The organism is Agromyces fucosus (assembly GCF_004134865.1).
GTDB classification, from domain to species: domain Bacteria; phylum Actinomycetota; class Actinomycetes; order Actinomycetales; family Microbacteriaceae; genus Agromyces; species Agromyces fucosus.
The window spans coordinates 325,143-339,119 of sequence record NZ_SDPO01000004.1 but is presented as its reverse complement, the minus strand read 5'-3'; the positions used below and the strand labels follow the sequence as shown (position 1 = coordinate 339,119).

Here is a 13,977-nt window from a genome sequence, read left to right as displayed (position 1 = left end):
CCGGCGCAGCGCCGGCAACGAGGCATCCGCTCAGCCCGACCTCGCTACCCTTGGACAGTGGGATTGAGGAAAGACGCGCGACGCGCCGTCAAGCTGGCCAAGGACATCATGTGGTCCCGACGCGCGCAGCGCTCGCTCGGCGTGAAGCTCGCCGAGCAGGAGCCGCTGCAGCCGCACCGCTTCCGCGTCGGCGTCTACTTCGCCGACGGCAAGGTCAACCTCTACCAGCTGCGGCAGTGGTACGCCCCGCTCGCCGAGCTCGCCGAGCGGCACCCCGTGCTCATCCTGAGCCGCGCATCCGGTGCAGCGCTCGCGCTGCTCGACGAGTCACCGGTTCCCGTCGCCTACGTGCGCCGTGTCGCCGACCTCGAGCGCGTGATCGCCGAGCAAGACCTGCACGTCGTCTTCTACGTGAACCAGAACGCCAAGAACTTCCAGATGATGCGCTACGGCCGCCGCTGGCACGTGTTCATCAACCACGGCGAGTCCGACAAGATGTACATGACGACGAACCAGTTCAAGGCCTACGACTACTCCCTGATCGCGGGCGACGCGGCCCGGGCACGGCTCGAGAAGGTGCTCTGGGACTACGACTTCGACAAGCGCGCCATCCCCATCGGCCGGCCGCAGGCCGACCACTACCTCGACGGCGCGGCGCTGCCGTACACGCCCGACGACCGCGAGGTCGTGCTCTACGCGCCCACGTGGGAGGGTGACCGCGGCGCGGCGGCCTACGGCTCGATCGCCACGCACGGCGTCACCCTCGTGCAGGGACTGCTGGCCACCGGGCGGCACCGGGTCATCTACCGGCCGCATCCGCGATCGGGCGTCGTCGACCACGAGTACGGTGCCGCGAACCGCGCGATCATCTCCGCGATCGAGGCGGCGAACGCCGCCGACCCGTCGGCGCAGCACATCTACGACGACGGCCCGAAGCTCGGATGGCAGCTCGCCGCAGCCGATGTCGCGATCGTCGACATCTCGGCGATGGTCTACGACCGCCTGGCAGCGGGCAAGCCGCTCCTGATCACCAGACCGACGAACCCCGAGGCGCAGATCGACACCTCGGGCTACCTGCAGGCGTGCGAATGGCTCGACGTGACCGATTCCGCGGCGATGGTCGCCCGCGTCGACGACGTCGCGCACGATGAGGCAGCGCTCGAGCGGCTCGGCGTCTGGGTGGAACGCTATTTCGGCGACCCGACGCCGGGCGTCACCACGGCGAGGTTCCACGCGGCGGTCGATCACCTCATGGCCGAGTGGGAGCGCTTCGCCGCGCTGCACGCCGCTGACGGCGAGATCGACGAGAGCGACGTGCGCGCCGGCGAACAGGACGAGGACGAACTCGAGGCCTAGCGTCGTCGGTCGACTCGGTGGGCGTGGGAGTCAGTGCGGCGGATCGCCGTCGCCGGCGTGATGCCGTCGCAACATCTCGTCACCCGCGTCGACGTAGCCCTCGAAGAGGCCGACGACCGCGTGCAGGCGTTCGCGAGCTCGTGCGTCCTCGGTGAGCGCAGTTCCCGAGCGCAGGGTTCGGATGAGGGTGCGCGTGCGTTCGTGGCTCGCGGCGAGCAACTGCTCGAATCCGCCGACGGCCTCCACGCGAAGTCGTCGACTGCCGGGCTGGGGGATGGTCCGCGCGAGCCCCCAGGAGACGAGCTCCCGGACCGCGGTACTCGCCCCGCCGGTACTGAGGCCGAGTTCGGCTCCGATGGTGTCGAGCGTCTCGGGGCCCTGCCGGAGCAGCAGGAATCCGTAGACGCGCCCGGTCGCGCGTGAGAGGTGCCAGGCCGCGAGCGCGTCGCCGACCGACTCGATGAACTCGGCGGCCCGTTCGTCGTGTTCACTCATGAGGCACCGCTGCCAGTACCTCGAGGAGCGCTGCCGTCGTCTGGTCGGGGGCATCGAGGGTCACGACGTGACCGGCACCCGTGATCACCCGTTCGCCGACGCCCTCGGCCCTCGCCCACTCCGGCATCGCCGTTGCGATGTTGCCCGTGCGATCGAGCTCCCCGCGGATGAGGCCGAGCGGAACGGGAGCACGGTAGTCCGCATCGGGATCGACGAACCCGACCGCAGCGCGCCAGACGTCGAGGAACACGCGCTTCGGCATCCGCGCGAACATCGCCTCCGTCGCGGTGATCGCCGCGGGCGTCACGGCTGACGCGCGAGCGAGCACGCCGGGCAGTCGCGATGCCGGTACGAGCGACAGGGCGGGAGCGGCGAGGCGCAGCGCACTGCGTTCGCCGCGCGAGAGCGGGCCCGTGTTCCAGGTCGAGTCGACGGCGACGAGTGCTCCGGCCCGACGGGGATCCCGGCGCACGAGCGCTTGTGCGATGTTGCCGCCGAGCGAGTGCCCCACGAGGGTGGGCTGCTGGAGTGAGAGGTGGTCGAGGAGTGCTGCGAGATCGTCGAGTGCAGCTTGCCCGCTGAAGCGAGTGCCGGGTTCGAGGTGCGAGGCGCCGTGGCCGCGCAGGTCGAATGCGACGACCGGGTGTCCGGCGTCGCGCAGCGCGCGGGCTTGCGGCGCGAACATCGAGTGGTCCATGCCCGCGCCGTGGATGAGGACGACCGGTCGCGCGTCGCCGTCGAGCATCGCGAAGCGGATCGTCGCGCCCGGGCGCGAGAGGACGCGATCTAGATTCAGCATATTCTGAATATAGCGAATTTCAGGTTCCCTCGGGTCGCTCCCCGTCGACCTGGGCGGATTCCGAAGCCGCATCGTCGTCGGGGCGGTGCGTGATCGCGCCTCGTGCGGCCCGGCCCGCGGCACGCCCTGCGGTCTGGATGCCGCGGCTCGCGCTGAGCGCTGCACCGCCGACGACGGCGCCGGCGCGCGAGAGCCGCGACGCGGCCCCGCTCAGGATGGAGTCCCCCTCGCGCGGCTCGAGTTCGAGCGGCAACGTCTGCGGAGCCTGGCCGAACGCGAATCGGGACTGCTTCAGGACGCGGCGGCCGAGCACGCTGTTGCCGATGCCGCCGATCGCCGCGCCGATGCCGAACGGGATCGCCTTGCCGATGATGCCGGCGCCGCCGCGCACCGCGAACTGCCTGATGAAGACGGTGCGCAGCTTGTCGACCACCGGGCCGATGATCGCCCGCGGCATGCTGTTCGTGATGAGCTCGCCCCAGTAGACGTTGCGTGCGGCCCCGGTGCCCGAGGCCTGCCCGGCGAACTGGCGTACCAGGTCGACGCCTTCGTTGCCGAGCATGAGGGTCATCACGAGTGCCCGAGCGCGATCGGGGTTGTCGACGGCGATGCCGTGCACCTCGGCGACCGACTGCGCGAACAGGGCGGTGGCTTCGAGGAAGCCCGCCGTCTCGACGCCCGACAGCGCGAGCGTCACGCCCGTGCCGATGCCGGGGATCACGGCGGTCGCTCCGACGGCCGCGCCCCCGGTGGTGACGGCGGCGAGGTACCTGCGCTCGAGGATCCGCACGATCTGCTCGGGGCTGGCGCCGGGTGAACGCCGACGGACGGAACGCAGATGGGCGACCACGATCGGCCGCTGGATCGCGAGCACGCGATCGATGCCCCGTTCGACGCCGTGGGCACGCCCCTCGTCGGCGACGAACCCCGCATCGCCGCCGGATCCCGGGTCGGCGCTGCTCGCGGAACGGTCGGTCTCGGGGCCGCCTTCTCGCGGCGCGCCAGAGCCCATCGAGGTGATCGTGTGCACGCGGTCCTGCATGTGGAGATTGTAAGCGGCCGAGTCGGGAGTCGTCCGTGCGCGGCATCCGCCCTGCGAGGTCGCAGCCGAGGGGCTGGGCCGAAGTGCGTGGTTCGAGGGACATTTGCCCCCCAAAGTGAGGGTTTCTCTTGTCAGCGAAGTCTGCATGGGAGTAGAACGGGCTCGAGCGCGTGCCGACCCGACATGCGCGGGGTGGCATCGAGCCGGGGGGACATCATGCGTGCCCAGAACGACCAGAACCGCTTTGCTCTGCGCTCCACAGGCGGACGCCGCGAACATCGACGTCGCGATTGGCGGCCCGGCCTCGCCGTCGTCGCCTCGATCGGCGCATGGACCCTCGCCCTGACCGGCGCACAAGTCGCATACGCGGATCCGGTCGCCGAACCCCAAGACGTCGCGAAGCTGCGCGCGGGGATCGCGGCGCTGGCGGAGGTCGCGCTCGGCGACTACGAAGACGTCGGTCCGCTCGCGAGCGCACTCCCGCTCGCCGATGTCGCACCGGGCGCCACCGTCGTGCGACCGGGCGCCGCGATGCAACTCGCCGCAACCCTCGAAGCGGGAGTCAAGACGGCACTCCTCGGACTCGCCGAGTCCGCGACGACCGCCGACTTCATGGCGGCCGTCGACGGGCTCGATGCGGATATCGCTGGCACGCACCTCGACCTGTCGACCGGAAACCTCGTCGACTCGGGTGACGCACGCGGCTTCGACCTCGCGATCACGGTGTCGCGCACCGTCGATTCGCCGCTGGCGATCGTCGACCCCGACGGCCCCGGCGGCCAACCGCTCCGGCTGGTCACGGCCCAGGCCGATCCGGCACCGTACGACGTGGCATTCGAGTTCGAGGGTGCCGTGCGCACCGACCCGCAGGGGCTCCGATTCTGGCTCGACACGACCGGCGGCGAACCCGAGGTCGCCTTCCGTGCGGCACTCGCCGGCGATGACGCCTTCGCCTTCCCGGGCGGCGCGGCGGCGGTCGGCGTCGGCGACGTCGAGATCCTCGGCGACAGCTCCGTCGACGTCACGGCCGAATGGACCGGCACGATCGATGACGTGAACGGCGACGGCCGGCTCGCGATGTTCGAGCCAGCGGCCTTCGAGGGCGGTGAGGAGACTCCCGGCGAGCTGACCATGCCCGCCGAGCAGCTCACGACCTTCCAGGTCGCGGGTGAGGCGACCGCCGACATCCGCTTCAGCTCCTCGTTGCTCGGGCTCGACGCGATCACCCCGCCGTCGCTCTCGCTGGACGCCGACCTCGCCACGACCCCCGACCTGCTCGCCGAGCTCACCGCGACGGACGGCGACCTCGAGGCGTTCGAGGCGTTCACGAGGATCGGACCGGTCGACCTCGTCTCGGGGCTCGTGCAGTACGGCACGCTGCTGCGCGCCCTGCAACGCCATCCCTCGGTCAACGCGCAACTGCCACTGCTGAGCGGGACCCTCGCCGACCTCTACGACCTCGGCGGCGAGTTCTCCGCGCTGGCGGAGTCGCTCGTGACCATCACCCCGCCTGCCGGTGACGACCCGACCGACCCGGCCGAGCCGCTCATCACCGTCGGTCTCACCACCGTCGGCGACCTCGCCGACGCGATCTCGAGCGAGATCACCGGCGCCGACGCGACGATCACACCGGTCTTCGACCGCGCCGACGAGTCGGTTCGGCTCGACTTCGACATCGAGACGCAGCTCGACGGTGTGCCGGAGGTCGTGCTTCCGCCGATCGATCCGAACCTGCCGGTGCCGGAACCCTCGGCTCAGCTCGCGTTCGGCGACCAGCTCCTCGATCAGACTGGCCTCCGCGGGGTCAGCGCGTCGGGAGGTGCGCAGACGCCGACGACGGACGTGGCCGTCGAGGTCGACCTGCCGATCGTGATCGACCTCTCCGAGGCCTCCAGCGATGGACCCGCAGGTCAGGACGATCCGGCGACGGCAGTCGTCGAGTTCGAGGACCCGATGGTGTTCGAGCGGTTCGAGACCGAACTCGTCGACGGGGCGGAGGTGACCCTCACGCAGGAGGTCGCCGTCGACCTCGTGGGCGAGGGGCAGATCGGCTTCGTGCCGGCCTCGGTGACCGGTGTGTACGAGCTCGAGCAGAACGGCTCGAACGCCACCACCGAAGCCGACGTGGATCCGGCCGCCGGTGGCGACGCCAGTCCGCGACTGACCGACCTCCTCGCGGGGCTCTATGCGAACGGGGGCGACGCGGCGAGCTACCCGCTCACGGAGGCGACCCGCCACGCCGCGGTGTCTGCGGCCCTCGAGGTGCACGGCCATGGAGCTGATCCGGCACAGCACTTCACCGCCGCCCCCGGCACCATCACCGTCTCCGGCACGGGCTTCGACCCGTCGACCTACACTGCGGACGGCGCAAACGACGAAATGGCCCTGCTTCGAGCCTTGGACGTCGATACCTCGGCACCCGACCGACTCCTCGGGCGCGCGCTCGACGGTCTCGGCGAGGTCGTCGACGCCCTCGATTCGGTCGACTCCGCCCTCGGCGGCGGTGCCACCGTGCCGTTCCTGAACCGGGGTATCGAGCGTCTGCTGCGCGACGTGACCGGGCTGAAGGACTCGTACAACGCGTTCCGCGGCGGCCAGTTGCCCGCCGACCTCGCCGTGTTCGAGACGGAACTCGAAACAGCCCTCGGGCTCGACATCGCGTTCCGCCTCCGCGATCTCGACGCCGGCGGCGGCCTCGACCCGGTGCTCGTCATCGACCTCTCGGGCGAGAAGGCCGCGGCGATCGACGTTCCACTCTCGCTCGCCGATGCCGACATCCCCGCGATCGCGGGAACCAGTGGCGCGGGCGAGCTGCACGCGCAGCTCGCTGCAGCGCTCCAGGTCGGCGTAGTGGTCGGCCTCGAACCCGGTGACGCACCCAGTACGCCGCGGCTGCTCGACTCGAGCCGTCTGTCGATCACGGCCGAGGTCGCCGAATCGTCGCCCGGCGCGACGGAGCTCGCCGTGCACCTCGGGCCGTTCGCGGCCCAGCTCGGCGATGCGGCGAACCAGACCGGCCGCATCGCGGTCGGCGTCCAGTTCGGGCTCGAGCGCTCGGATGCCCCGGAGCCCGGGGATGCCGCAGAGGCGCCGATACCGGTCGGCGACTTCTTCTCGGGCACGTTCGGCTTCACCGCCGAGTCCCCGGTCGACGGCGGCTACGAGTGCGCGGCACCCGGACAGGCTCCGATCACGGGGGAGTTCGGTTGCGCCGCACTCCCTGTGCTGTACGACCCGGGTACGGGCCTGCAGACGCTGAGCGGCGCACCGCGGGAGACGCCGAGCGCCGACGACTACCTCACGGTGACGATCGACGACCTGACGAGCGCGCCCGAGGTCGATGCGCCTGCCGCCCTCGCGACCGCGTTCGACGCACTCGACTTCAGCTTCGACAGCCTCACCGACGGGCTGAAGTCGATCGGCGTGCTGCTGAATCTCGCGATCCAGGCGAGCCAGGCAGGCGGGCAGCTTCCGGTCGTCGGCGAGGATCTCACGGCGCTCGCCGACGGCCTGGCGGACGTGAAGGCCTTCCTCGACGACCCGCAGATCCCGGGCATGCCGGGCGCGACCGTCGACGAAGCGGTGTTCGGCCCGCAGGGCGTGCGCCAGGCGCTCTCCGACAAGCTGATCGCGGCGGGCGTCCTGCGCGACTCCGACTACGGCGCCGTCGGCACATGGCCCGCTGAGGCCGCCGGGGACACGACCGCCGACGCCACCGACCTCCGCGTCGTCCCCGTGTGCGACGACGGTGCGGGCGGTGAGGTGGTGTGCCCTGCAGGCGCGCCGCTCACCGACCTCCTCGACCTGCGCATCGAGCTCGAACTCGGGCAGGGTGCCCGCACGATCGCGGGCGACGGATGCCCCGACGCGACCGCCTGCCCCGGCACCGCCGAGATCCCGCTGGACCTCGGTCTGCCCGGCCTTCCGCTCTCACTGACCGGCACGGTCACCGCGCAGGCGGGATGGACGATCGAGCTCGGCTTCGGCATCTCACGCGATGACGGCTTCTACCTGCTCGACAACCCCGTGCCCGGTACGGGTCTCGCCGACCCGGAAGCCGACGGCGGTCCGCAGGAGATCCGCGTCAACCTCGGCGCCCACCTCGTCGAATCGGTGCCGATCGCCGGCCGGATCGGCTTCATCGGCATGGAGGCGACCGACAACCGACCGGGCGGCCAGGCGAGCGGTGCGAGCCTGACCGCACAGCTCGGCGTCGTTGCATCGGAATGCGACGGCCTCGACGGAACCCCCTTCGAAGCCGGTGTCGCGGCACCCGCCGATCACTGCACGGGTGTGATCCCGATCACCTCGTTCCTCTCGGGCGAGGTGGGCGAGTTCCTGACCGAGCCGAGCATCACCGGAGGCATCCACCTCGATCTCGCGATCAACACGGGCATCACGAGCGGTGAGACCTTCAGCACGGTGAACACGACCCTGCCGAGCTTCGTCGCGGACTTCACGCTCGACTGGGAGTTCACCGGCGACACGTCCAGCGACCCGGCGATCGCGCTCGACCACATCGGAGTGAAGGCCGGTGAGCTGTTCACCAAGATGTTCGGTGAGGTCATCTCCACGATCGACCCGATCATCGAGCCCATCGAGCCGATCCGGGAATTCCTGTTCTCACCCATTCCGGTGATCAGCGACCTCTCCGAGTTCTTCGACGGCCCGCCGGTGACGATGGTCGATCTCGCCGAGGCGAGCGGACTCGTCGACGTGTCGCTGCTGAAGGACATCAACCAGGTGTTCGAGTTCCTCGAGCTCGCGAGGACGCTCGCGAACGGCGAGTCCATCACGCTGATCGAACACCTCGAGCTCTCGAGCACTTCGGCGCAGGACTCTGCGCCGCCGACGCCCGACGAGGTGGAGGAGCTCTACGACGAGGACGCCGTCGCGGCCGAGGCGAGCTCCCCTGCGAAGAAGACGCAGTTCGGTTCGACGGTCAAGAGCCCGCTGACGGCCGCCGGCAAGGCCGGTGAGTTCGACGCACTCGGCGCATCTGCCGGGTCGGGCGACGTGTCGGACTTCAGCTACCCGGTGTTCGACGACCCCTCGTGTCTCGTCGGACTGCTGCTCGGCAAGGACTGCGCGGTCGTCGAATGGCGACCGGACCCACTGACGGTCCACATGGAGTACACCATGAGCTTCGGCCCGTTCTTCGGGGTGCTGTACGTGACCATCGGCGGGGCGCTCGACGCGAAGGCCGAGCTCGGCGCCGGAGTCTCCACTCGTGGCATCCGCATGCTCGGTGAGCAGGTGTTCTCGGGCGCCGAGGTGAAGCTCGACGCCGCGACGATCGCTGCGCCGTTCCTGCAGAGCCTGTACCTGACCGACCAGAATGCCGCCGGCAAGGACATCGCCGAGTTCGAGGTGTCGGGCACGATCACGGCCGGGGCGAAGCTCGACATCTTCATCGCCGAGGCCGGGGTGCGCGGCGGGATCACCGCGACCTTCGGGTTGAACCTCAACGACACACCCGAGGCCGATGGTCGCATGCACATCGACGAGATCATCGAGAAGTTCCCCACGCCGATCTGCCTGTTCGACATCGAGGGCAAGCTCATCGCCTTCCTGGAGGTGTTCGCGGAGTTCGGCGTCTGCCCGTTCTGCTACTCCGACAGCTGGCGGCTCGCCGAGATCACGCTCTTCGAGTTCTCCTCGTCGTGCGCCGACGCCAAACCGGTGCTCGCCGAGGTGATCGACGATTGGGTCGAGCTCAACGTCGGCGATCGTGCGAACCCCGAGCGCAAGGCGTTCATGGAGGTGACGAACGAGAGTTTCACCGTCCGGCAGATGTCGGCCGAGCCCGACGGGGACGGCAAGTTCCCCTTCATCGTGACCGCGTTCGGGTACAGCCAGCCCTTCACAGGCGTGGGCGTGAAGCTCGCGTCGGGCGACGGCAACGACTCGTTCCTCTTCTCGGGCTCCGGCACCGGCGCGCAGGCCGGTGAGGACCCCGACGTCGAGTCGAATGTCGACGACGGGGAGACGCCCGCCGATCCGAACCGGTGGAGCTTCACCGCGCCGGTCGTCGCGAACCTCGGCGTCGGTAACGACTCGATCGCGACCGGGGACGGCGCTGACACCGTCGACGGCGCGGCGGGCGACGACACCATCAGCCTCGGCGACGGCGCGAACATCGCCTCCGGCGATGACGCCGACGGCTCGGGCGACGGCGTCGACCAGCTCACCGGCGGCGACGACCTCGACACGTTGCGCGGCGGGGGGCTGAACGACGTCATCGACGGCGGTCTCGGCGGCGACCGGATTCTCGGCGACAGCGGCAACGACACGCTGCGTGGCGGCAAGGACAAGCTCAAGGTGCCCCCGGGTGCTCCGCTGCCCGAAGGCGTCTCGAACGAGATCGACGGCATCGACACGATCGTCGGCGGCCCCGGCAACGACACCATCCTCGGCGGCAGCGGTGGCGACAAGCTCTACGGCGACAGCGAGATCGCGAATGCCGTCGGCGACGAATCGCCGGCAGCGCTCGGCGATGACGGAACGGACCGCGTCGAGGGCGAGAGCGGAGCCGACCTGATCTACGGTGGAGGCCTCGACGACCTGCTCTTCGGCGGCTTCCGCCTGGCGACGACGGGGGTCGACGACTCCGCCGACCAGATCCAGGGCGGCGACGGCGCCGACCAGCTGTTCGGCTCGAACGGCGCAGACCTGCTCTTCGGCGGTCGCGGCGGCGACACCATCGCCGGCGAGGCGGGCACCGATGAGGTGCACGGCCAGTCCGACGACGACCCCGCGGTCGGCGGCGGCGTCGACGACGACAAGCTGTGGGGCGGACCGGGCGCCGACACGATCACCGGCGACGGCGGCGATGACGAGCTCATCGGCGACGGCGACGGTGCCGATGGCGGGACCATGGGCGGCGACACCGCCGACGGCGGCGACGGCGGCGACCTCGTGCTCGGCGACAACGGCACGATCGACGGCGGGCCCGGCGCGAGGGTCGCGCACCCGAGCGAGACCGTGGGTGTCGGAGACCCGAGGCTCGACGGCGGCGACGGCGCCGACGAGATCTACGGCGAAGGCGGCGCCGACTTCGCCTACGGCGGCGCGGGTCGGGACCTCGTTCACGGCAACGGCGGCGCCGACGAGGTGCACGGCGAAACCGGCGACGACGAGGTGTGGGGCGATACGGATGCCGACGTCGGCTACGGCGGCCCCGGTAGCGACGTGGTGTTCGGCAACGCGGGCAGCGACCAGCTGCACGGTCAGGAGGGCATCGACCTCATCGTCGGCGGCCACAACGGGCTGACCGGCGCCGATGTCGGCGACGTCATGTACGGCGGGCCCGACGACGACCGTGCGTTCGGTGACGACGTCGACATCGCCGGCGGACTCAACGGCATGCTCGACGCCCTCGACGAGGTGACGATCACGCCATCGGCGGATGCGGCCACCTACGGGCCCGACACCGGCGACGGCGGCACGGGCTCCGACGAGTTCCACGGCCAGGACGCGGTCGACGCCCTCTACGGCGCCGACGACTACGACCAGCTCTTCGGCGAGCTCGACGGCGACCGGCTCGTCGGCGGCGCCGGTCCGGATGACCTCATCGGCGACCGTGGAACCATCGCGCCGCCGGCGCGCCTCGTCGAGGTTCCCGCGGGCGGCTGGGAGCCGGGCACGCCGAACGGGTCACCGATCACGGAGATCGAACTCGTCTCGCCGACGGTGGGCGGCGACGACCTGATCTGGGGTGACTTCGACACCGCTGATGCCCCGTGGCCGACCGGCGGCGACGACCGCGGCTTTGGCGGCCACGGCACCGACACGCTGCGCGGCGGCGCGCATGACGACCACCTCGAGGGCAACGGGGGGCAGGACCGGATCTTCGGCTTCGACGAGGACTCCGACCACTCGAGCGACGGCGCCGACGACCTCATCGGCGGCTCGTCACCGGTGAACCCGCTCGCCGACCCCGAGGGCGTGAACCTCGCACCCGATGAGGGCGAGATCGAGATGCAGGGCAACGGCGAAGACGACGTCATGACGGGCGACAACGCCGTGCTGACACGGCAGCCCGACCCCGACGACGCCGATGCCTGGCGCACCGACCCCGTCACCGGCGGCGTGTTCCGCGAGGTGTCCCTGCTCGACACCGAGAAGACCGGCGCGAGCCTCGACACCGTCTCGGGCGGCGACTTCATGCTCGGCAACGACGAGAACGACCGGATGTTCGGAGAGGGCGGCAACGACCTCGTGCAGGGCAACGCGCACGACGACCTCGTCGAGGGCGACCAGGACGGCGACTGGCTGGAGGGCAACGGCGACGAGGACGACCTCATCGGCGGCTCCTCGTTCCCCGACCAGCCCGACACCGGTGACGTGCTGTGGGGCGGCGGAGGGGCCGATGTGCTGACGGGCGACAACGCGTGCATCGTGCGCGACGTGCCCGGCGTCGACTTCGACCCGAGCTCGTGCGCGGCGCTCGACAGCCCGGCACCCGCGGACTTCCACTACGTGACGAGCCAGCTCGGTGTCGAGACGCGCCGCGGCCTCGTCTCGCACGACCTCGACGGGCCCGTCGCGAGTGAGTTCGGGCGCGACATCCTGAACGGCGGTTCCGGCGTCGACGCCGAGTTCGGGCAGGACGGCAACGACTTCCTGTTCGGCGACGGCGGCGCCGACTTCCAGCACGGCAACGGGGGCACCGACGTCGTCGTGGGCGACCGGCAGCTCGGACAGTACAGCGGCATCGTCCTGCCGCCGGAGGTCGGCGGCGTGCTGCCGGCGGTCGTGTCGCCGCCGTCGGGGCTGCCCGGCGCGCCGAGCGTCGGCACCGAGCTCGTCGGCCCGGCCGAGGCCGACGGCCAGGACGACCAGTTCGGCGGTTCGAACCTCGCCGGCCACCGCGACTCCGGCGACTGGCTGTTCGGTGACGGAGAGGCCGACTTCCAGCTCGGCGACAACGGTGAGCTGAACCGCACCGTCGAGGGCGAGGGGGCGGATGCCGCCTACGCCGTGTACGAGGAGCGCTATCCGGGCAACGAGGCGCCCGCCGACGGCTCGGCCGTCATCGAACGCGAGGTGACCCGCTACGACGTCGGGGCCTCCGCGGGCGCGGGCGTGTGGGGTGCCGACCTCATCTTCGGCGGCAACGGCACCAACCCGCTGATCTCCGCAGGGGCCGGCGACGGAGACGACAGCCAATGGGGTCAGGACGGCGACGACAAGCTCTTCGGAGAGGACGGCGACGACGACCAGTTCGGCGAACTCGGTGCCGACACGATGTGGGGCGGCGACGGAGGGGACGCCATGGTGGGCGACCGCGGCGGCGTGCAGACCCGCTTCGTCGAGGTCGACGGCAGCGATGCCGACGACCCGGACATCCTCACGCACACGAGCCAGGGCCCTCCGGGCATCAACATCGGTGGTCCCGACTCCGGCGCGAAGGATGCCATGCTGCATCCCTTCGAAGCGCACCCGCTGTATCGCGGCACGTCGCTCACGCACGATCGCGACGGTTCGGTGCTCGCACTGAACGGACATGAGGCCGGCGGAGCCGACCGCATGCGCGGCGGGCCGGGTCACGACTCGATGCACGGCGGCGAGGGCGCCGACGTCATGAACGGCGACTCCGGCGGCGACTACGCCTATGGCGACGACGGCGCCGACGTCATGTGGGGCGGGCGCGGCAACCCGGTGGTCGGAACACCCGACCTGCCGGGTCGCAACGCACCCGGTGCCGATGGACAGTGGATCGACGTGCTGTTCGGCGGCTACGGCGCGAACGCGACCGAAGCGGGGGCCGACATCATCGACTACCAGCCGCGTCCCGGAGTCGATCCGGCTCTCTGGGCGACGATGGTCGCGGCGTACGCCGACACGGCGCCTGAGAACTCCGGCGCCGAGACCAGGCAGCACCACCACGGCACCGACTGGCAGTACGGCGGCTGGGACCGCGACGTGCTGCAGGCGGATGTCTCGGCCAACGGTCCGAACGACGGCGACAAGCTGCTCGACTGGGGCGGCGCGTACAACCTGTACACCGCGTGCAACTCCGCCTACGGCGGCTGGAACGACGTGCGCAAGATCGACCCGAACAACTTGCTCGGGCTCGAGAAGCTCGCGTACCTGACGGGCGCCCGCTCCGACTTCGACGGGGCACCGACGCTCGGCGACGTGCAGGCGTCGGGCGGCTCGGCGTTCAGGGAGGCGGCGATCGTCTACACGAAGGACCTCAAGAACAACACGGGCAAGGCCTTCTCGGGCACGCCCGGCCACTTCGAGGACTTCATCTGCACGAGCGACTGACGAGCGGTGC

5 protein-coding genes are annotated in these 13,977 nt (G+C 70.7%); 2 read left to right on the top strand and 3 right to left on the bottom strand.

Annotation, left to right across the window (positions count from 1 at the left end):
• The first annotated feature begins 57 nt into the window (after positions 1–57).
• Positions 58–1,356, top strand: a complete 1,299-nt coding sequence (locus tag ESP57_RS17050; protein ID WP_056014283.1) for a CDP-glycerol glycerophosphotransferase family protein — start codon at positions 58–60, stop codon at positions 1,354–1,356.
• A gap of 30 nt (positions 1,357–1,386) precedes the next feature.
• On the opposite strand, the gene ESP57_RS17045 is transcribed toward ESP57_RS17050, so the two are convergent.
• Genes ESP57_RS17045 through ESP57_RS18800 form a run of 3 tightly spaced genes read right to left on the bottom strand, consistent with a single transcriptional unit; the run spans position 1,387 to position 3,692 of the window.
• On the bottom strand, positions 1,387–1,851 hold the full coding sequence (locus ESP57_RS17045; RefSeq protein ID WP_129232350.1) for a GbsR/MarR family transcriptional regulator: 465 nt from the start codon (positions 1,849–1,851) through the stop codon (positions 1,387–1,389).
• A complete protein-coding gene (locus ESP57_RS17040) occupies positions 1,844–2,650 on the bottom strand; it encodes an alpha/beta fold hydrolase (RefSeq protein ID WP_129232349.1) in 807 nt (268 codons plus the stop codon). Before ESP57_RS17040 ends, ESP57_RS17045 begins: the two co-directional genes overlap by 8 nt.
• 19 nt (positions 2,651–2,669) lie before the next feature.
• Complete coding sequence (locus ESP57_RS18800) at positions 2,670–3,692, bottom strand: hypothetical protein (protein ID WP_243648567.1); 1,023 nt, start codon at positions 3,690–3,692, stop codon at positions 2,670–2,672.
• A 216-nt stretch (positions 3,693–3,908) separates the two neighbouring features.
• On the opposite strand from ESP57_RS18800, the gene ESP57_RS17030 reads away from it, so the two are divergent.
• Positions 3,909–13,967: a calcium-binding protein gene (locus ESP57_RS17030; RefSeq protein ID WP_129232348.1), complete on the top strand. Its 10,059-nt coding sequence runs from the start codon at positions 3,909–3,911 to the stop codon at positions 13,965–13,967.
• Positions 13,968–13,977: the final 10 nt, after the last annotated feature.

What these genes read in the sequence shown, in the direction of transcription:
- ESP57_RS18800 (WP_243648567.1), bottom strand. Translation starts at nt 3,692, where the DNA reads ATGCAGGACCGCGTGCACACGATCACCTCGATGGGCTCTGGCGCGCCG.
- ESP57_RS17045 (WP_129232350.1), bottom strand. Translation starts at nt 1,851, where the DNA reads ATGAGTGAACACGACGAACGGGCCGCCGAGTTCATCGAGTCGGTCGGC.
- ESP57_RS17040 (WP_129232349.1), bottom strand. Translation starts at nt 2,650, where the DNA reads ATGCTGAATCTAGATCGCGTCCTCTCGCGCCCGGGCGCGACGATCCGC.
- ESP57_RS17030 (WP_129232348.1), top strand. Translation starts at nt 3,909, where the DNA reads ATGCGTGCCCAGAACGACCAGAACCGCTTTGCTCTGCGCTCCACAGGC.